General features: G+C 67.1%; 16 protein-coding genes and 1 pseudogene. 9 read left to right on the top strand and 8 right to left on the bottom strand.

What is annotated here, in order from left to right; all coding sequences use genetic code 11:
* Positions 1-48 precede the first annotated feature (48 nt).
* The 4 genes from AC1MEY_RS27265 to AC1MEY_RS27250 are packed head-to-tail and all read right to left on the bottom strand — an operon-like array spanning position 49 to position 3,945.
* A complete protein-coding gene (locus AC1MEY_RS27265; protein ID WP_480228446.1) occupies positions 49-789 on the bottom strand; it encodes a phosphoglyceromutase in 741 nt (246 codons plus the stop codon).
* A 33-nt stretch (positions 790-822) separates the two neighbouring features.
* Positions 823-1,338 (bottom strand): type III secretion system chaperone family protein, encoded by a 516-nt coding sequence (locus tag AC1MEY_RS27260; protein ID WP_480231699.1) that lies wholly within the window; start codon positions 1,336-1,338, stop codon positions 823-825.
* Positions 1,339-1,352: 14 nt separating this feature from the next.
* A complete protein-coding gene (gene mshA, locus AC1MEY_RS27255) occupies positions 1,353-2,669 on the bottom strand; it encodes a D-inositol-3-phosphate glycosyltransferase (RefSeq protein WP_480231698.1) in 1,317 nt (438 codons plus the stop codon).
* A gap of 10 nt (positions 2,670-2,679) precedes the next feature.
* Positions 2,680-3,945, bottom strand: a complete 1,266-nt coding sequence (locus AC1MEY_RS27250; RefSeq protein WP_480231697.1) for an ROK family protein — start codon at positions 3,943-3,945, stop codon at positions 2,680-2,682.
* 229 nt (positions 3,946-4,174) lie between these two features.
* Here AC1MEY_RS27250 and AC1MEY_RS27245 point away from each other — a divergent pair, with 229 nt between their 5' ends.
* Positions 4,175-4,924 carry an SDR family NAD(P)-dependent oxidoreductase gene (locus AC1MEY_RS27245; RefSeq protein ID WP_480228445.1) on the top strand — a complete coding sequence of 250 codons (750 nt, stop codon included), beginning with the start codon at positions 4,175-4,177 and terminating at the stop codon, positions 4,922-4,924.
* Positions 4,925-4,933: 9 nt separating this feature from the next.
* Here the strand turns inward: AC1MEY_RS27245 and AC1MEY_RS27240 are convergent, their stop codons facing one another.
* The 3 genes and pseudogenes from AC1MEY_RS27240 to AC1MEY_RS27230 form a co-directional block, all read right to left on the bottom strand.
* Positions 4,934-6,241, bottom strand: coding sequence for a L,D-transpeptidase (locus tag AC1MEY_RS27240; protein ID WP_480228444.1), 1,308 nt, complete (start codon positions 6,239-6,241; stop codon positions 4,934-4,936).
* Between the two features lie 15 nt (positions 6,242-6,256).
* A pseudogene (murB, locus tag AC1MEY_RS27235) lies at positions 6,257-6,517 on the bottom strand (UDP-N-acetylmuramate dehydrogenase); the annotation flags it as partial.
* A 432-nt stretch (positions 6,518-6,949) separates the two neighbouring features.
* Positions 6,950-8,095, bottom strand: a complete 1,146-nt coding sequence (locus tag AC1MEY_RS27230) for a hypothetical protein (protein ID WP_480228443.1) — start codon at positions 8,093-8,095, stop codon at positions 6,950-6,952.
* A gap of 113 nt (positions 8,096-8,208) precedes the next feature.
* Here AC1MEY_RS27230 and AC1MEY_RS27225 point away from each other — a divergent pair, with 113 nt between their 5' ends.
* From AC1MEY_RS27225 to AC1MEY_RS27215, 3 genes are read left to right on the top strand one after another with little or no spacing between them, the layout of a single operon-like run.
* Positions 8,209-9,642 (top strand): hypothetical protein, encoded by a 1,434-nt coding sequence (locus tag AC1MEY_RS27225; RefSeq protein WP_480228442.1) that lies wholly within the window; start codon positions 8,209-8,211, stop codon positions 9,640-9,642.
* Positions 9,635-12,049 carry a CHAT domain-containing protein gene (locus AC1MEY_RS27220; RefSeq protein ID WP_480228441.1) on the top strand — a complete coding sequence of 805 codons (2,415 nt, stop codon included), beginning with the start codon at positions 9,635-9,637 and terminating at the stop codon, positions 12,047-12,049. Before AC1MEY_RS27225 ends, AC1MEY_RS27220 begins: the two co-directional genes overlap by 8 nt.
* Positions 12,050-12,095: 46 nt before the next feature.
* The gene (locus tag AC1MEY_RS27215) at positions 12,096-12,644 is read left to right on the top strand and encodes a hypothetical protein (RefSeq protein WP_480228440.1); all 549 of its coding nucleotides are present in this window, start codon (positions 12,096-12,098) and stop codon (positions 12,642-12,644) included.
* 3 nt (positions 12,645-12,647) lie between these two features.
* Here AC1MEY_RS27215 and AC1MEY_RS27210 read toward each other — a convergent pair whose 3' ends face one another.
* Entirely contained in the window at positions 12,648-13,664 is a 1,017-nt protein-coding gene (locus AC1MEY_RS27210) for a UDP-N-acetylmuramate dehydrogenase (RefSeq protein WP_480228439.1), read from the bottom strand.
* A 71-nt stretch (positions 13,665-13,735) separates the two neighbouring features.
* Here AC1MEY_RS27210 and AC1MEY_RS27205 point away from each other — a divergent pair, with 71 nt between their 5' ends.
* The 5 genes from AC1MEY_RS27205 (at position 13,736) to AC1MEY_RS27185 (ending at position 19,119) form a co-directional block, all read left to right on the top strand.
* Complete coding sequence (locus tag AC1MEY_RS27205) at positions 13,736-15,328, top strand: Rieske 2Fe-2S domain-containing protein (protein WP_480228438.1); 1,593 nt, start codon at positions 13,736-13,738, stop codon at positions 15,326-15,328.
* A 725-nt stretch (positions 15,329-16,053) separates the two neighbouring features.
* Entirely contained in the window at positions 16,054-16,557 is a 504-nt protein-coding gene (locus tag AC1MEY_RS27200) for a DUF2505 domain-containing protein (RefSeq protein ID WP_480228437.1), read from the top strand.
* Between the two features lie 19 nt (positions 16,558-16,576).
* Positions 16,577-17,365, top strand: coding sequence for a class I SAM-dependent methyltransferase (locus AC1MEY_RS27195; protein WP_480228436.1), 789 nt, complete (start codon positions 16,577-16,579; stop codon positions 17,363-17,365).
* An 18-nt stretch (positions 17,366-17,383) separates the two neighbouring features.
* Positions 17,384-18,199 carry a carbon-nitrogen hydrolase family protein gene (locus AC1MEY_RS27190; protein ID WP_480228435.1) on the top strand — a complete coding sequence of 272 codons (816 nt, stop codon included), beginning with the start codon at positions 17,384-17,386 and terminating at the stop codon, positions 18,197-18,199.
* Positions 18,196-19,119, top strand: a complete 924-nt coding sequence (locus AC1MEY_RS27185; RefSeq protein WP_480228434.1) for an LmeA family phospholipid-binding protein — start codon at positions 18,196-18,198, stop codon at positions 19,117-19,119. The genes AC1MEY_RS27190 and AC1MEY_RS27185 overlap by 4 nt, the downstream gene beginning before the upstream one ends.

Raw genomic sequence — 19,119 nt, 5'->3', positions numbered from 1 at the left:
AGTTAACCGACTGTTCGCTCGGGTGGGCACCGGTCCGCGCCCGGTGCGCTACTTGGCGCCTTGGGCGGCGACCGCGGCGGCGCCTGCGGCGGCGGCCTCCGGGTCGAGGTATCGGCCACCCGGGACGGTGGGCTTCAGGTCGTCGTCCAGTTCGTAGACGAGCGGGATGCCGGTGGGGATGTTGAGGCCGACGACGTCGGCGTCGGACATCCCGTCGAGGTACTTCACCAGCGCGCGCAGCGAGTTCCCGTGGGCGGCGAGCAGGACGGTGCGTCCGGCGCGCAGGTCCGGCACGATCGTCTGCTCGAAGTACGGCACGAACCGTGCGACGACGTCGGCCAGGCACTCGGTGAGCGGTCCGCCGTCGATGTCGGCGTAGCGCGGATCCGCGTCCTGGCTGTACTCGCTGCCCTTCTCGATGGGCGGCGGCGGCGTGTCGTAGCTGCGGCGCCACGCCATGAACTGCTCCTCGCCGTACTTCTCCTTGGTCGCGGCCTTGTCGAGGCCCTGCAGGGCGCCGTAGTGCCGCTCGTTGAGCCGCCAGTTGCGGTGCACGGGAATCCAGTGCCGGTCGGCTGCGTCGAGAGCGAGGTTGGCGGTGGTGATCGCCCGTCGCATCAGCGAGGTGTAGAGCACGTCGGGCAGCACGCCGGCCTCGGCCATCAGCTTCCCGCCGCGGGAGGCCTGCTCCCTACCCTTCTCGGTGAGGTCGACGTCCACCCATCCGGTGAACAGGTTCAGGGCGTTCCATTCGCTCTCGCCGTGGCGGAGCAGCACCAGCGTGGCCATGCGGACATCCTGTCACGGCCGGGCCGGAACGGGTCAGTCGTCGTCGCCGTCGTCGCCGTCGTCGTCGTCGATGAGGTGCTCGAAGGCCTTCAGGTTCTTCAGCGACTCGCCGCGGGACACCCGCCACTCCCATTCCTTCTGGATGGACGTGCGGAAGCCCAACTCCAGCAGCGTGTTGAAGTCGGCGTCGACGGCCTGGAGCACCTGGCCCAGCACGAGGTCGACCTCGTCGGTGGTCACCGCGTGCGGCGCCATCCGGCCCACCAGGTAGATGTCGCCGACCTTGTCGAGGGTGTAGGCCACGCCGTAGAGCTTGCGGTTGCGCCGCAGCATGAAGCGGTAGACGCCCTCGTGGTTCTCGTCGGGCCGGCGGCAGACGAAGGCCTCGACGCGCACGGCGTGGTCGCCGATGCGCAGCAACGTGTTGGTCTTGAGCTTGCGCTCCCCCGGCAGCGCGACGATCACGGCGGGGTGGTCGCCGTGCTCGTCCTCGCGGACGGCGTACTCGAGTTCGCCCTCGGTCAGCGTGTCCTCGATGGTCTGCCGCATCTCGGCGATGGTGCTCACGCGCGCACGCCCCGACGGATCGAGAGCCGTCGGCGGTCGCGTCGCGGGACGTCGCGGCGCTGGTGGCGGGACCGGTAGTCGGTGATGGCGTGGCCGTAGCTGGCCAGCAGGCCGTCGACGGTGTGCGCCCAGGAGAACGTGGCGGCGTGGTCGTGGGCCGCGATCGAGATCTCGGCCGGGTCGCGCCGGAGCACGCCGTCGATGGCGGCCGCCCAGTCGTCGGGGTCGTGGGTCGCGACGAGCGCTCCGCTGACCCCGTCCCGCACGGCGACCGGCAGGCCCCCGACCGCGGCGGCGACCACGGGCGTGCCGCACGCCTGCGCCTCGACGGCGACCAGGCCGAAGGACTCGGCATAGCTCGGGATGGCCACCACGTCGGCGGCCCGGTAGACCTCGACGAGTTGCTCGCGGGTCTGGGGCGGAAGGAACGTCACGCGATCGGTGATACCCAGGTCGGCGGCAAGCCGAACCAGGCCGTCCGGATTGGCCAGCCCGTTCCCCGACGGACCGCCCGCGACCAGCACGCGCAGGCCGGGCAGCTTGGCGGCCGCGCGCAGCAGCACGTCGGGTGCCTTCAAGGGTTGGATGCGGCCGACGAACGCCACCACGCGCTCGTCGACTCCGATGCCGAGCGTGGCGCGCGCGGCGGTGCGGTCGCCGGGGGTGAACGTCGCGAGGTCCACACCGGGATGCACGACGTCGATGCGGTCGGGCTGCGCGTGATGCAGCGAAACCAGTTGCCGCGCTTCGTAGTCGGTGTTGACGATCAGCCGGTCCGCCTCGTCGACCACCTGCTGTTCGCCGACGGCCCGCAGCGGCGGTTCGGGGCGGTCTCCCTCGGCGAGCGAGGCGTTCTTGACCGCAGCCAGCGTGTGCGCGGTGTGCACCAGTGGCACGGCCCACCGGTCGCGGGCCAGCCAGCCGACCTGACCGGACAGCCAGTAGTGGGAGTGCACGACGTCGTAGTAGCCGGGTTCGTGGGTGGCCTCGGCGCGCAGGACGCCGGCGGTGAACGCGCACAGCTGCGTCGGCAGGTCGTTCTTGTCGAGCCCCTCGAACGGGCCCGCGACCACGTTGCGCACCAGGACACCCGGCGCCACCCGCACCACCGGCGCGTCGCTGGAGGTGGTGGCCCTGGTGAAGATCTCGACCTCGACGCCGCGGCGCGCGAGTTCCAGCGCGCTCTGCAGGACGTAGACGTTCATCCCACCGGCGTCGCCGGTGCCCGGTTGGGCCAGCGGCGAGGTATGGACCGACAGGACGGCGACGCGCACCACCCCATCCTTACACCGGTGGTCGTCGCCCCTCGTCAGCCGGTGCCCGCTAGGCCGATTCGGTGCGGCGCGACTGCGCGCGACGCATGGCGCCGATCGGATCGGCGTACAGCCCACCGAGCGACACCACGCCCGCGCCGGCCTCCTGGATCCGGTTGCCGAACGAGGTGACGCGGATGTCGCGGGCGCCGAGCACCGAGCGCTTCGCGAACGCCTCCTCGACGAGCGGAATGCCCTCGGGATACTCGGTGAACGCCTGGCCGCCGACCACGAGGTCGTCGGGGTTGAGCATGTCGCGCAGTAGCGCGACGGCCTCGCCGAGGACGCGGGCACGTTCGGCCAGCAGTCCGGCCGCCTGATCGTCGCCGGTGCGTGCCGCGCGCAGCACGCCGCCGATGGTCGACGACGGTCCGTCGGCGGGCACGATCCGCAGCCTGCGGGCCGCCGACAGCACGGCCTCGTCGCTGACCGTCGACTCCAACTGTCCACTGCCGCCCAGGATCTCGGACTGCGCGGGCAGCGCGGCGATCGTGCCCGGGCCGCTCGACGGCGAGTGCACGCGGCCGCCGATCGACAGCGCGTAGCCCACCGTCTCGCGGGCGTACACGTAGAGGCTGGTGCCGCCGTCGCCCGCCGCGGACGTGGGCCTGCGCGAGCCGAGGAGCAGCTCGGCGCCCGCCATCGCGTCGACGTGCGAGGCCAGCGAGACCGGCAGTCCGAGCGCCTCGGCGAGCACCGGACCGACGGGGGCCTCGGCCCAGCCGAGCCGCGGGTGGTCGACCAGTCCGGTCACGCTGTCGACGACGCCGCCGGCGGTGACGCCCACCCACAGCGGACGGCGCCGGTGCCAGCGGCTGAGGTAGCGGCGGGTGCTGCCGGCGAGGGCGGCCAGCGCCGCGGCCTGGTTGCCGCGCGGCGTGGGCATCTCGACGACGTCGAGGGTGCGGCCGAACAGATCGGTGGCCGCGATGCTCGTCACGCGCGCGCCGATGTGGACGGCGAGCGTCAGGAACGGTTCGTGGTTGACCTCGACCGGCACGCGGGGTCGTCCGATGGCGCCGGACACGGCGAGGTCGGCCCGCTCGCGCAGCACGCCGGCGTCGAGCAGGGCCGTGACCTGCCGGTTCACGGTCGCGATGCTGAGCCCGGTGACCTTTGCGACCACGTCGCGGGCGATGGGTCCGCGCACCCGGGCGGCGCCGAAGACGGCGGCCGCGGCGGCGTCGGCGACCCGCAGCGACGGGGCGACGATGTGGTGGCGGGCGAGCAGGGCGCGCTTGGCGTGCGCCGCGGGGGTCTGACGGGGGGCCGCGATGGGGGCGACGGTGGTGGAGGGTGAAGCAGACACGGTGTTATCCTCTGGTGAAGTCGGCTGGTGGTTTTCGAGGCCACACCTGGCGACTCAGCGGGACGAACGTCGTCCGGGTCTAGTCAGGCGCAGCAGAAAGTGCGACAACAACAACAACACGCACGCCGAGCGGCGTAAGCGGATGCGTGACTAGCGGACACATCCACAAGTTAGCACGCTGACTAAAGTCGGGGGAATGACCGCTTCAACATCAGACCAGCGCGTCGCAGTGGTCACCGGTGCCAGCTCCGGCATCGGTGAGGCCACCGCGAGAACCCTTGCCGCCCTTGGCTTCCACGTCGTCTGCGTGGCCCGCCGCGCCGACCGCGTCGAAGCCGTCGCCGCGGAGATCGGCGGCACCGCCACTGTGGCGGACGTCACTGACCAGGCCGCCGTGGACGCCCTCGCGGCCGGCCTCGACCGGGTGGACCTGCTCGTCAACAACGCCGGCGGCGCCAAGGGACTCGAGCCGGTGCTGGAGGCCGACGTCGAGAACTGGCGGTGGATGTGGGAGACCAACGTGCTCGGCACGCTGCGGGTGACGCGGGCCCTGCTGCCCGCCCTGATCGCCTCCGGCGACGGCCTGGTGGTCACCATCACCTCGATCGCCGCGTTCGAGACCTACGACGGCGGCTCGGGCTACACCGCGGCCAAGCACGCGCAGGGTGCACTGCACCGCACGCTGCGCGGCGAGCTGCTCGGCAAGCCGGTGCGGCTCACCGAACTCGCGCCCGGCGCCGTCGAGACCGAGTTCTCGCTGGTGCGCTTCGAGGGCGATCAGGACCGGGCGGACAACGTCTACCGCGGCATCACGCCGCTGGTGGCCGACGACGTCGCCGAGGTGATCGGGTTCGTGGCCTCCCGGCCGTCGCACGTCAACCTGGACCAGATCGTGATCCGGCCGCGCGATCAGGCACCCAACGGGCGCTTCAACCGCAGGTCCTGACGCGCTCGGCTACCCGCCGGGGGTGGACGTCGACTGGCTCGGTGCGGTGGTGGTCGGCGTCCCCGACAGCGTCGGGGCGTCGCTGGGTGTGGCGGGCGCGTTCGCGGGGATGTTCGCGGGCGTGCCCGGCGCCCCCAGCGCCGACATGGACGTCCACTCCTCCCACGGCACGGCCCAGTCCCAGATGTCGCCGTCGGCGTAGGACAGGTCGATGCGGGTGCCGGTGACCTCCACCGGGTCGCCGTAGAGCGCGCTGTTGAAGTACTGCTGCGAGTCCTCGAGGTTGAGGTTGATGCAACCGTTGGTGACGTTCGTATTGCCCTGCGAGGCAATGCTGTTCGGGTTGCAGTGGATGAACTCGCCGTTGTTGGAGATGCGCACCGCGAAGCGCTCCCGCACGTTGGCGTAGCCCGCCGCGGGGTTCGTCATGTAGAAGTCCTCGTACTTCTCGGTGACGACGTGGATGCCGCTGCGGGTGACGTTGCGGTCGAGGTCGCCCTCGCCGTAACTGCACGCGAAGTCCATGATCACCGCGCCGCCCCCGTCGAGCACCTGGATGCGGTGGCTCGAGGCCTCGGCCTTGACGACCTGCCGCCGGCCGATCGTGAAGTCGAGCGTCGAGTCCTGCGCGCCGAACGCGCCCTCGCCGAACGGGACGCCGTAGAGATTGGCCTTGACGTGCACGACGGTGCCCGTGGGGTAGTAGTCGCGCGTCCGCCAGTGCATGCGGGAGCCGCCGGCCTCGTCGGGCAACCAGGCCCAGCTGCCCTCGACCGGGGGTTCGGTGGTCACGATCATGTTCTTCTCGACGCCCGCACGGTCGGCGTCGTCGATCGCCGAGTCGAACTGCATGATGATGGGCGCGGCCACGCCGACGGTCTGACCGTCGGCCAGCTGGAACGTCCCGGACACCTGCTTGGACGGGTTCACCGTCGTGAAGCTGCCCTTGAGCGGCGTCGCCTTGCCGTCGTGGCCGACCACGGAACCACCCCAGGAGTACTCGACGCCGTAGCCGAGCGGCTCGGTGGCGGTGAAGGAGTTGCGGTCCCGGTTGACGACGCCGTTGACCACCCGGCCCTCGGAGTTGGTCAGCGTGACCTTCTGGAACCAGCCATTGTCGACCTCGACGCTCACCGGCATGGTCGGCGCCACGTCCGCGGTGGAGTTCGACGGGGTGAACGTGATCTCGGGCGCCTTGGGGGCCTCGGACTCGGCCGCCTCACCCGAACCGGTGACCGACGTGCCGGCACATGCGGCGAGAAAACCCGTCGTTCCCACCGCGAGCGCGGTGAGGGCCTGGCGGCGATTGAGTGTCACGTGTGCCAAGGGTACCTAGAGGGAGCAGCCGAACAGGCATGGCTCGGGTGTGAGATCGATCCCGAAATGGGATCGCACCCCGTCGCGCACGCGTCTGGCCAGCTCCAGGACGTCCGCCGTGGTCGCCGGTCCGCGGTTCGTCAGCGCCAGCGCGTGCTTGGTGGAGAGCCGGGCCGGGGCGTCCGGACCCGGGAATCCCCTGCCGAAGCCGGCGTGCTCGACCAGCCAGCCCGCCGCGAGCTTCACGCCGTCGGGCGCCGGATAGTTCGGAAGTGGCACGACGTCGAGAGCGGGAGCCGGTCCGCAGTAGCGCAAGCGGCGCGGACTACCGCCGACGTCGATGACGGCGAACTCACCTCCAGCACCGTGGCGTGGTCCGAGTTCTCAGTCACGATCTGCTGTTCGTACTCGCGAAAACGACGAAATGTGGTCTCGAGCGTTCCACCGCTACGCCGACCGGACGTTAAAAGGCGATCTGCAAAGCAATCAGAACCCTTCCCGTTAAATAAACATTTCGGATGCGACCGGCGATGATTCCGGGCCGAGAAGGATCGGCATCCGACAAGTGGGCATGAAGCCGTCCCGGGTTCGGGGTAAAAGTTGGGTGTACCGTTTCGTCACTTTGCGACCCGAGGTCCATCTGGGAAGCTGGCCACCCGCCACTCGAGCCATCATCAACTTTCGTATGACGAGGACGATAGTTCGACGTTACTGAGCCCGGGTGATCAAGATTTCGGCTGCGGCGACCATCATGCGGCGGGCCGACCTTATCCCCGAGAGGGTCTCCTGCAGCAGGTACTCGGTGGTCTGGGGACGGTCGCCTCGATCGGCGCCGAATCCGACGACGTCAATGTCAGCGCCATGTCCGAGGTACAGCCGCCGGCAAGCGTCGAAGCGTTGGAAGGGCACAAACACCTGGGTGGTGACGATCAGAATGCCGTCGCCCTCACGCGGATCAGCGACCTGAGCCCACAGCTCGAAGGTGTCGGATGTGTCGGGGCGATACGGCGGACGCCCCGTGCTCGCGGACAGCACCGAGCCACGCACCGCTCCTGTGGCGTCAAGCAACCTAACCCGGCGCTGGTGAGTGAAACGGGGTGGCATGTCCACGTGTTCACTAGAGTTCGGGTGCTCGGACATCCAGCGCGGACAGACCGCAAAGTCCTCGGTGCAACCACATAGGAACTCGACCGGCGCTGCGGACAGACCGTCGAACTCCCGAACGGCCGCTGCCACCATGAGGCCAAACTCGTCCCGTGCACCGGGCGCGTAGTAGGCGACGACGGGCGCCTCCGGTGGGTCCGCAATGAGCAGCCGAGGACTTCCGAGCAGGTAGAGCTGCCCGAGTTCCGTTCCAGATGCGGCAAGTTCGGCGGCATACTGAGTGCGAATCTGAGGCGACTTGTATCCACCGCCAAGCACCAGCGTGCTGGCGTACTCCTTCGCGCGAGGCCGCATCGGATCGACCAAGCCGAGTTCGTTGCACTGCCGGCGCACAAGCGCTTCGGTCTCGGCGTCGAAACCGGCGGATGTCACTTGGTTGCGCTCGCGGTAGCCACCGCCTTCGGCAGCGCGAAAGTCAAAATGCTTCACTGCAAAACGCTCGACAGCCATGGCCGACTGAAGTTGTCTGACGTGGTCAGAGGTCAACTCCGAGGGGCGGTTGCCGCGCAGCAGTCCATCCACCCAATCCGGTAGATCCTCGTTGAGCGGTAGCCAGCCGTCGTCGATCACCGGACCGGACGGTAGGTCCCCGAACGCGTCGAGGAGGGCGTCCATCGGATCACTCGACAACCACTCGGTTCCGATCGACAACACGCGCTCGGCTCTGACCGCAACCTCTTCGCCCGACACGCGGTCCAACCTACCGACCGACGCTGCGCGGACTGCGGCGCTGATGACGGGCGATCCAGCCGACGCGTTGCTACACTCGCCAATCTTGGCGGTGGCGTTTAGGGGGCCTGGGGTTGGCAGCCGTTACTGGGGATGACTTTCCCGACGACCACGTTCCCGGGGTTGATGTACCAGAGGACCAGTACGTCGCCGAACTCGAGCGAATTGCGCATCGGCTGCCGAGGATGAGGCCGAGGCTCAGCGACATCGGCAACTATCTCCCCTTCCTCAGAACGGTGTTTCAGCACCTGCGCGCTAGCCACGTTGCCCTGACTGCGCGCGGCAAGCCGCCCGCAGTGGTCCCGCCCCCAGACCTGATCGACGAACTGCGCTTCTTCGGTTGGGCGCTGTACGAGGCCGGTCAAGTGGCCATCGACAAGGTCGGGCTCGCCTTTCCCGACCTTCGGGGTGACGCACGGAGCCGATCCGAACTCAACTGCGCGCAGATCGCCGAGATCGCAGACATGGGGCGTGGGACGCCATGGCCAGAATTCAGCCTGCGCTCGTTCGGCGCGGTCCGCTGCCAAGCACTGGCTCACTCCAAACGCGACACTGCCGAGGGGTACGACGACGCTGAGACCACGCATACCGAGCTCGACAGGATCCTCGCGCGGCGCGCCGACGAGATCGAATCCGGCAAGTTCGGTAACGGTCCTCACCTCGAAGACCTCAAGTGCGACCTCACCGAGATCCGCGAGCAGCACTACTTGTCGAGGACCGGAACCGCCTGCCGTGAGCCGGAGTTCGTCGTCGCCCGCTGGAGTGAGCGAGTAGCCAGGGGGGAAGTCGACGACGACGACCAAGACGAGGCCATTGCGGAACTTGCGCACAGCCTTCGCGTCGGTGTGGAGAGCGGTCGACTCGCGATGAAGCTCGCTGACATGACGTTTCTGGAATACGGCCCTGCCAAACAGAAGACAGCCAAGCGGTTGCTTGGCAGGGCATCGATGCAGAACCCCGGGATCATGACGGCGCGGGCGCACCTCCTACTTGTACCGATGTGCCCGCTGATGGAATCGTACGAGCATGACGCGCCAGAGGCCGATAGTTGGGATCAGTACACCGACCAGCTGGTTGAAGGCTTCAAGGAAGCGTACCGCCGCATTGAACACCCCTTCCCGAACGAAACACTCGATGACGTTCCGTACATCGGCTCCCACCTTCGCTCGTTGATACAGCTTCGACTGGCGTACTTCCTGCTGTGCCCTGATGGTGAACTTCCGACGATCCTCGAGCACGACGTCATGGGTCGTCGTTGTGATCTCAACGAAGTCGAAGACCTCGCCGCGTGGCTCCGAGCGCAGACGAATCCTCGGGCTGATGCAAACGTGATCGGGAGCGCCACCATGCCGGAGTACATCCGCGGCATCGAAGCGATTCGAAGCAAGTTTGGAGCGCGAACGGGTTACCGCGCTTGGCGTCGCGAGTGGCTCGAGTTGGACCGGTTCGCTACTGAATCGGGCCGGCGAGATCGAGTTCTGGCCGTACTTGGCACCGATCGTGACTGACACGCGAATCCCTCGGGACGTCTCTCATTCCGAGCGCCGAGCGCTGGCTCTTCGCTGCCTGAAGCGTTACGACCTGCTGATGTCCGGCCACTGGGCGGAAGTCGCAGCACGTACCGAGCGCAGCATGCAGAGGGCTGGCGACCTCTACGACATCGATGAATTGTTGAAACGGGCGGCAACCAAACACCTCGTACTTGGATCGAGATCCACCGTCGGTGGACGCGAAGTCTCTGCGCGCGTCGAGAACCTGAGCCATGCGGCCGCGATCGCGGAATGCTGCAACCTGCTCGGACTGAGGCCCAAGAGTTGGTTCGACCCGGTGGCGGTTGATCGAGGACTGGAAGCTCACCCGGGGTCCGACTACGGCTGGTGGCGGGACCGCCAGAACGCGCCGACGGCTGCACACGTCTACGAGCACGCGCTGCGACTGCTCGGACACTTCGAATCTTCCGACATCGCCGACCCGTCGCACGTACACAACCTTGACCTCCGGGCCGTCACCTTTTGGCTATACAGCCGGAGCTGCAGACTCGATCCTTACCATCCCCGCGAGTGGCTCGACACCCTGCTCGAACTCGACGAGGACCGCTTCCTTACTGGAACCGGTAATGACCACCTACGGCACAATTTTGAGTGTGAGCGGCTCGCCGGCCTGGCCACCGATCCAATCGGACTTGCGAAGCACCTTGCAGTGAAACGTAAGTCGATCAATGCCCCGAATCTCGATGAGAGTTGGTGGCGGGGTCGGCTGACGATGGTGCGGGGCGTCGTCGCGTACCTTCAAGGCGGACTGGACACCAGCGGCCTCGCCCACCTCGCGCAGGTCAAAGTCCGCGATGAATTGGCTGCCGGGCAGACGAACGCTCCGTCGTTCTTGGTTCACGAATTGAACGCCGTGCTATGCGCGATGGACGCCTGGCATCTCGCCGGAGCGGACGACGCCACCGTCCTTGCCTCAGCAGAGCAGGCGGTGTGGGTCATCGAGCAGCTCTTTCGACAATGGCGAGTGCTGGCACGGAGCCAGAGTCCCCTCGCGCGAGTGTTGCGCGCATGCCTCGGGGATGTCGCCGAAGTTTGCGCTGCGCGTCCGAATCGTTTCAACATCCTGGGTTTTCGCATCGCCGTCCTTGTCAAACAGTACTCACTCGGGCACATCATGCAGGACTCGTCGATCTCGCTACCAAGGCACATCAAGAACTACCTCGGCGAGGTGTCTAGGATCGATGCCGAGCTCTGGCGCATCGACCTCGACCCCGCGGTGCGAGAAGAGCAGGTAGCCGCTCGGCGTGTGCTCAGACAGCGGGTTGAGGGCCGCATAAAGTCCCGCCTTCACCAACTCTCACTCGACCTACTCGACCCGCGTCGCGTGGACGTCGCTGGCGTCGTCGCCGCCTTAGCGGGTCGCGAAGCCTTGGACTACGTCTGGCTCGAGAACACTGCGCGCGGTACCCAGCGTGTCCTCTACCGGTCCCACGTGACGTCCGAAGGTTCCGTCACGTTCACGCGTCAACCGGCGGACTTTCGCGGAGCCCTTGTGAGAAGGGTCGCGGAAGGCAAGTACCCGAGCCGCGCCGACCTTAGTGCCGTTTCCATCTGGCTGCTGCCCGCCGAGATCCTCCAAGCGCACAGGAATCACCTGCCCGATGCACCGCAGTTGGTGGTGTCACCCCACGACTTCCTCGAGATGGTTCCGTGGGCCGCACTGTGCGCCGATGTCGACTCCGGGCGGCTCATCGAGCGCTTCCTCATCACCCTCACACCGTGTTTGGCCAACCTTTCGTCGCAGGGTCCACCGGCGGTCCAAGGCCCAGCGCTCGTCCATCTCGTGTCGGAGCAGGTCGAGGTCGACGGCTGGACCGGCGCGCGCCTTGACCTCCAATCGGAGTTCGAGAGTTGGGGGTTCCCCTACAGTCCGGACACCGACACCGTCGTGTCATACGATTCGACGCGCGGAGCATTGGTGGCGCCACGCGACCTCAAATCCGTACTGACAACTGTGGGTGCGAGCTACGGCTTGCTTCACATCGCCGCACACGGGGGGAGTACCGGCCTGCGACAGTCCATCTATCTTCCCGAACCCTTTACTGCTGCTGAAGCATTCGGGATGCAGTGGCCAAGCGCGGTCATACTTGCGGTCTGCCACTCCGGCGAGTTGAAGAACAGCTCATTCAGCGAACCACTGGCTTTCTGCGTGGCTGCGCTAAGCGGTGGCGCGTCGGCGGTGATCGCCGGCATCGGGCCCGTCAGCGACAAGGGTGCAGGCTTTGTCGCAAGCAATATCGTCAACCGCACGCAGAACGAATCATCAAGCGCACTTCCCCAATTGCTGCGGGCGGCTCAACTCGCTGCGCTCGGCACCGCTCTAGAGGTGTGGGAGTGGAGTCGGTTCGTCACCTACGTCAGATGACCCCATCTCGGTTCCTATTCAAGAAATCCAGGTCAAAGGAGGACAAGTGGTAAGCGAAGAGACAGAGGCGCCGACCGAGATCGACGTACCCGTTGACCGCCTCGACGAGGTGCTGACAATCTGCGCCAACCATGGGGTCGAGGTTCCACCCGCCCCGAGTGACCGTTCGTGGGTCGACGCCTTCGGAACCGCGATCAACGTCGCGACCGCATTGCATTTCACGTATATGGGTTACGTCAAGTTGCCCGTGATCTTCCGTCGGGACGGCGGCGAAGCGCTCGACTCCATTGACAAGGCGCTTGGTGGCTATCTGGTCTTCAAAGACGACGACACCAACCTCATCGAGGACCTGCGTTCAGACCATTTGGATTACGGAGTGGTGCGCGCGATCTCCATGAACCACTTCCTCGACATCGACGCGAAGGACCACATCGTTGATACGTACTCGGGACAGCACTTCGTCAACAACTTGAAGCCTCAGTACGAAGAACTCGCCGACGACCTGCGCGAACTCGGCCGACGCATTCGGCTGTGGAAGGGAGTGCGTTCAGTGAAGTTGTTCGACGGGCCGGGGCGCCCCGCCCTTCTCATCTGACGCTCAATCGTCGAACGAGCAGTTGACCAGATCGCACTCGGGCCCGAGCCTGATGTCGAAGGCCTGCTCGACGCCCTCGCGAATGTGTGCGGCGAACTTCATCACCTCGAGCGTCGTTGCGCCGCCCCAATTCGTCACGGCCAATGCGTGTTTTGTCGAGAGGCGCACGTTGCCGCTGCCCCAGTCCGCCCCGTACCCGGGCGCGAAGCCGGCGTGGTCGATCAGCCAGCCGGCGGGGAGCTTCGTACCCAGCACGTCGGGGTAGGTCGGCGCTGCGCTGGCCTTCTCGGGCACCGTCGCCAACACCGGGTTGATGAAGAACGAGCCCACGCTCCAGGTGTCGTGGTCGTGCTCGTCGAGCAGCATCTTCCGTTCGGCCCGCATTTCGAGCACGGTGTCGCGAACCACCGACACCGGAACGCGCTCGCCTACCGGCACTCCGATCCGCTCGGCAAGCGAGCCGAACCTGATCGGACGCGAAGTCGTCGTGCGCTCCAACGTGAACGAGACCGAGAGGATGACCCAGCGGTCGCTGTGCTTGAAGATCGATTGCCGGTGACTGCCGAACCCGCAGTCGGCGTTGGGAATGTGCACGACCCCGCCAAGCTGCCGGTCGTAGGCGACGACGTCGACGAGGAAGTCCGAGACAAGGGTGCCGTAGGCGCCGACGTTTTGAACTGGTGTGCCGCCAACCGACCCCGGTATGCCTGACAACGGTTCCAGGCCACCGAGGCCCTGCTCGAGCGAGAACTGCACCACCAGATCCCAGTCCACCCCTGCGTCGACGTGAATCGTCTCACCCTCGATCGACCTGCCCGACGTCCGAACGTGGGCGACTAAACCGTCAAACCCCTGGTCACCGACCACCAGGTTGGACCCGCCGCCCAGGATCAGGACTGGTCGGCCAGTTCGGTCGGCGGCGCTCACTGCTTCAATCAGGTCGTCGGCACTGGATACCATGAGGTAACCCGTGGCGGGCCCGCCAAGGCGCATCGTGGTCAACTCGGCGAACGTGGGCATGCCAAAACGCTACCGGGGCGACCGACGCAGCCCAATTCGTCGGCCCCGGTCCGGAACGAGAAAGGACGCCCGTGGAGATCACCAGTGTCGGCCACGCGGGTTTCCACATCAGGACCGCAGCCGGTTCCATACTCTGCGATCCGTGGGTCAACCCCGCGTACTTCGCCTCGTGGTTCCCCTTCCCCGACAACTCTCAGCTGGACTGGGACGAACTTGGCGACTGCGAATACCTCTACGTCTCGCACCTCCATAAGGACCACTTCGACCCCCGCAACCTGCGCAAGCACGTCAACAAGGACACCGTCGTGCTGCTGCCGGATTATCCAGTACCGGACCTGCGGCGCGAACTCGAGAGCTTGGGCTTCAAGAACTTCTTCGAGACTGAGAACAACGTGCGCCACACCGTGAGTGGCCCCAAGGGGCCACTCGACGTGATGATCATCGCGCTGGCCGCGCCTGCAGACGGTCCCTTGGGTGACTCAGCCTTGGTGGTAGATGACGGTGAGACGACGGCGTTCAACATGAACGACGCACGCCCGGTCGATCTGGATCCGTTGCACGGCCAGTTCGGGTCGATCGACATCCACATGCTCCAGTTCTCCGGCGCCATCTGGTACCCCGTCGCCTACGACATGCCGCAGAGGGCCAAGGACGCCTTCGGCAGTCAGAAGCGACAGCGCGGCATGGACCGGTGCAGGCAGTACATCTCGGACATTGGTGCCACCTGGGTGATCCCCTCGGCGGGGCCGCCGTGCTTCCTCGACGATTCGCTGCGCAAGCTCAACGACGTCTACGGAGATCCGGCGAACATCTTCCCGGACCAGGTCGTTTTCCTCGCCGAACTGGAGGCTCACGGGCAGGAAGGCGGCCTGCTCATGATTCCGGGGTCTACCGCTGTCCTGCACGGCGCGGAGCTGGACGCACTGACACACCCCGTACTGAACCCCGAGTCGCTGTTCACCACCGACAAGGCCGACTACATCGAGGCCTACGCGCAGCGTCAGGCGCCGACTATCGCGGCCGAGAAGGCCGCGTGGGCGTCCGACGACGGCGAGCCGCTGTTGGGCCCACTGCGCGCCAAGTTCGAGCCCATCATGGTCGCCTCCGACCTCATCTGCGACGGCATCGGCTACCCGGTGGCGCTGAAGCTGGGCGCGGAGACCGCCGTGCTGGACTTTCCGAAGCGGATCGTGCGAGAGCCGATCCGCGATGAGTCGTACCGATTTACCTTCACTATCGATCCTGTGCTCGTGAGAACCGCGCTGCGCGACGACGAGCCCGACTGGGTCAACAGCATCTTCCTGTCGACCCGGTTCACCGCGCACCGCGTCGGCGGTTACAACGAATACCTCTACACGTTCTTCAAATGTCTGACCGCCGAGCGAATCGCCTACGCGGAGGGATGGTTCGCCGAGGCGATCGACGACAGCGCGTCGATCAAACTCGAGGGCTGGGAGATCCAGCGTCGCTGCCCGCACCTCAAAGCGGATCTAACAAAGTTTGGCCGCATCGATGGCAAGCGAATTACCTGCGACTTGCATGGCTGGCAATGGGATTTGCAAACTGGGCGATGCCTCACTTCCAAGGGCCATGAGCTTCGCGCCCATCAGATCGGTGAAGAGCGGAAGGCAATTGGTGAATCGGGCTCGGCCGATGATGACTAAGGGTGATTGTCGGTTCTTTAGATTTGATCCGATCGTCCGCACGATCTCGTTGGCAATCGACACAAGGCCTAAGCCGCATACGGTTTGCATGCCACGAACTCAAAGTAATGGCTCTTCCAGGGCACGGGATTTGTGATGTTGTTGACGGCAATACGCCACGCACCACCTTTTGCAGAACCACTTACGCAGAGCAACGGCGCAAGGATTTCAATCTGCCCGCGCGGGTAAAGCTCGAGGCGAGCCCACCGCTGCCCGCATGGACTGATGGCGCTGCTACCCGGCGCACCAGCTACATTGACTCGCGTAATGCTCCCTTTTCCCTGCGCACCACTTATCGCTGTAAATAGGGAAGATTGTTCTCATCGCGAAATGCCGACGGAGCCCCTAAATGAATCATGAGGAGCACAGCGACAACGACCATCGTGCGCACCATTCGACTGATTAACACGTGGCTTCCCCCACCTCTGCGCGTACGCGCGAAGCTAGCTAGCCCCGATCTCAAGCGCAACGCTTCGAGGACTCTGCAGTGGCGAATAAGACGATTGTGGTGATCTAGCACGAACCAGCGCCGCGTTCGACACGTGCGAAACACCCCCCGACCACCTAGGCGGCGTGCGACCGGGCCGACGCGCAGCGTGGCAGCGGCGCCAGGGGAACGGATTCCTCGACCGCCGCGCCCGCGAAGTACGAACCGACCACGGGCCGTAACGGTAGCGTGGTCGGCTATGCCTCGTTCCTTCGACATGGCTGCCGACTACGACGGCGGCGTCGAGCAGGTCTTCGAAGCGTTCGGCGATCGGCAGTACTGGACGGACCGGCTGGAGCAGTCCGGGTCCGACGAGGCCACCCTCGACTCGATGACGGTCGGTGCCGACGGCATCGACGTCGTCACCACCCAGACGTTGTGGGCGAGCCGGCTTCCCGGCCTCGTCGCCCAGTTCCACAAGGGCGATCTCAGCTTCATCCGCGAGGAACTGTGGACGCCGATCCGGGACGGCCGGACCACCGCCACCGTCAAGGGCACCATCCCCGGCGCCCCCGCCTCGCTGACCGGCACCGCCGTGCTCGCACCGTCGGACACCGGGTCACGCCTGGAGTTCAGGGCCACCGTCGAGGTGCGCATCCCGCTGGTCGGCGGCAAGGTCGAGGGCTTCGTCGGCAGCCAGCTGGTGGAGCTGCTGATCGCCGAGCAGCGGTTCACCACCGACTGGATCCGCGCCAACGCCTGAGCGCGAGAGGATGGTGGCCATGGGTGCCCCCATCGGACGGCTCACGCGTGGCACCACGGGCTACAACCGGCTGCGGCGCAGCGACCGGTGGCTGGTGCACTCCGACCGGGTCCGCGCCGCCCTGCTCGCGGCGAGCGACCCCCTCGTCGTCGACCTCGGCTACGGCGCGCTGCCGGTGACCACGCTCGAGCTGGCCGCGCGGCTGCGGACCGTGCGTCCCGACGCCCACGTCGTCGGCCTCGAGATCCACCCCGAGCGGGTCCGCGACGCGAAGACCCTGGCCGGGTCGGAACCCGGCGTCGAGTTCGGGCTGGGCGGCTTCGAGCTGGCCGGTCTCGTGCCGGTGCTGGTGCGGGCGTTCAACGTGCTGCGGCAGTACGACGTCGAGGCGGTCCCCGACGCGTGGGCGTTGATGACCGGCCGGCTCGCGCCCGGCGGTCTCGTCGTCGACGGGACGTGCGACGAACTGGGCCGGCTGTGCTGCTGGGTGCTGCTCGACGCCGACGGGCCCATCAGCCTGGTGCTGGCGTGCGACCCGTTCGCCATCGAGAAGCCGTCCGACCTCGCCGAGCGGCTCCCCAAGGTGCTCATCCACCACAACGTCGAGGGCCAACCCGTGCACGCGCTGCTCGCCGCCGCCGACCGAGCCTGGGCCGCCGCCGCGCCGCACGGCGTGTTCGGGCCGCGGATGCGCTGGCGGGCGATGCTCGCGACGCTGCGCGACCAGGGGGTGCCCGTCGACCCGCCGCGGCGGCGGATGCGCGACGGCGTGCTGTCGGTGCCGTGGGACGTCGTCGCGCCACGGTGACGTCGGTACCCTCGACCCATGCGGATTGCCCTCGCGCAGATCCAGTCCGGCACCGACCCGTCGGCCAACCTCGAGCTGGTCGAGGACGGCGTGCGCCGCGCCGCGGAGGCGGGTGCGCGCCTCGCCCTGTTCCCCGAGGCCACGATGTGCCGCTTCGGGGTGCCGCTCGCCCCGGTCGCCGAACCCGTCGACGGGCCGTGGGCCGGCCGGGTACGGGCGATCGCCGACCGGTACGGCGTCGTGGTCGTGGCAGGCATGTTCACCCCCGGTGACGACGGTCGCGTGGTCAACACGCTGCTCGCCACCGGTCCCGGCGTCGACGCGCACTACGACAAGATCCACCTCTACGACGCGTTCGGATTCGCCGAATCACGAACCGTCGCACCGGGTCACACGCCCACGACCATCACCGTCGACGGCGTCGTCGTGGGTCTGACCACGTGCTACGACGTGCGCTTCCCGGAGCTGTACGTCGAACTCGCCCGCCTCGGCGCGCGGCTCACCACCGTGCACGCGTCGTGGGGTGCCGGTCCCGGCAAGCTCGAGCAGTGGACGTTGCTGGCGCGGGCCCGCGCGCTGGACACCGGCGGGTTCGTCGCGGCGGTCGGCCAGGCCTACCCCGGCGCCGAGATCGCCGCGTCGGGACCCACCGGCGTCGGCGGCAGTCTGGTGGCCTCACCACTGGGTGAGGTGCTCGCCGCCGCCGGCGACGAGCCGGCGCTCGTGGTCACCGACGTCGACGCCGACACCGTCGACACGGTGCGCGAGACCCTCGGCGTGCTCCGCAACCGCGCCGACTTCGCCGGGAGCGGTAGGGCACAATCGCGGGGGTGACCGATCCGTGGAGCCGTCCGGCCAACCAGCCACCGCAGGGGCCGAACCCTCAGAGCGGTGAGCAGCCCACCCAGCAGTTCCGCCAGCAGCCACCCCCTCCCCCGCCGCCGCCGTACTCCCCGCAGGGTCAGCCGTCGGACGCGCCGCCCCCGCCGGAGTCGCCGAAGGAGTCGCGCGGCAAGCGCCTCTTCCGCGACCCGCTGTCGATCACGCTGGTCGTCGTCATCGTCCTTGCGCTGTCGTTGGCCGGGCTGGTCGGCGCCGAGCTGTACGCCCGCCACCTCGGCAACCAGGAGGTCGCGAAGGCCACGTCCTGCGTCGTTCAGGACGGCGTGAGCGTCTCGTTCGGCCCGCGCCCCTTCCTGCTGCAGCACCTGACCGGGCACTACAGCGGCATCCACATCACCACCGAGGGCAACCGGCTGCGCGAGGCCAAGGGCATGAAGGCCGACATCGTCATCGACGACGTCACCGTCTCCGACAACCCGAACTCCGCGGGCACCATCGGCTCGCTGAACGCCACCATCGACTGGTCGGCCGACGGCATCAAGCAGACGCTGCAGGACGCGATCCCCCTGATCGGGTCGTTCGTCAACGGCGTCACCACCAACCCGTCCGACGGGACCATCGAACTCCAGGGCATGCTCGGATCGATCGTCACCGAGCCGCAGGTCGTCGACGGCGCCATCGCACTCAAGGTCGTCTCGCTGACCGGCCTCGGGTTCACGTTGCCCCGCGAAGCCGTGCAGCCGGCGCTCGACGCGTTCAGCGCCCAGCTCACCAAGGACTACCCGCTCAACGTCCGCGCCGACAGCATCGAAGTCACCGACACCGGCATCATCAGCAAGTTCTCCGCGCAGAACGCCTCGATGCCCGCCGGCGGCGGGCAGGGCGACGACGCCTGCTTCTCGGGGATCTAG

This window comes from Mycobacterium sp. PTI7 (assembly GCF_056679845.1).
The sequence above is the reverse complement of the archived record's forward strand: the minus strand, read 5'-3'. Positions and strand labels throughout refer to the sequence as shown.

Coding starts and splice junctions, on each gene's coding strand:
- AC1MEY_RS27190 (WP_480228435.1), top strand. CDS start 17,384: ATGCGGATTGCCCTCGCGCAGATCCAGTCCGGCACCGACCCGTCGGCC.
- AC1MEY_RS27210 (WP_480228439.1), bottom strand. CDS start 13,664: ATGCCCACGTTCGCCGAGTTGACCACGATGCGCCTTGGCGGGCCCGCC.
- AC1MEY_RS27200 (WP_480228437.1), top strand. CDS start 16,054: ATGCCTCGTTCCTTCGACATGGCTGCCGACTACGACGGCGGCGTCGAG.
- AC1MEY_RS27260 (WP_480231699.1), bottom strand. CDS start 1,338: ATGCGGCAGACCATCGAGGACACGCTGACCGAGGGCGAACTCGAGTAC.
- AC1MEY_RS27245 (WP_480228445.1), top strand. CDS start 4,175: ATGACCGCTTCAACATCAGACCAGCGCGTCGCAGTGGTCACCGGTGCC.
- AC1MEY_RS27195 (WP_480228436.1), top strand. CDS start 16,577: ATGGGTGCCCCCATCGGACGGCTCACGCGTGGCACCACGGGCTACAAC.
- AC1MEY_RS27265 (WP_480228446.1), bottom strand. CDS start 789: ATGGCCACGCTGGTGCTGCTCCGCCACGGCGAGAGCGAATGGAACGCC.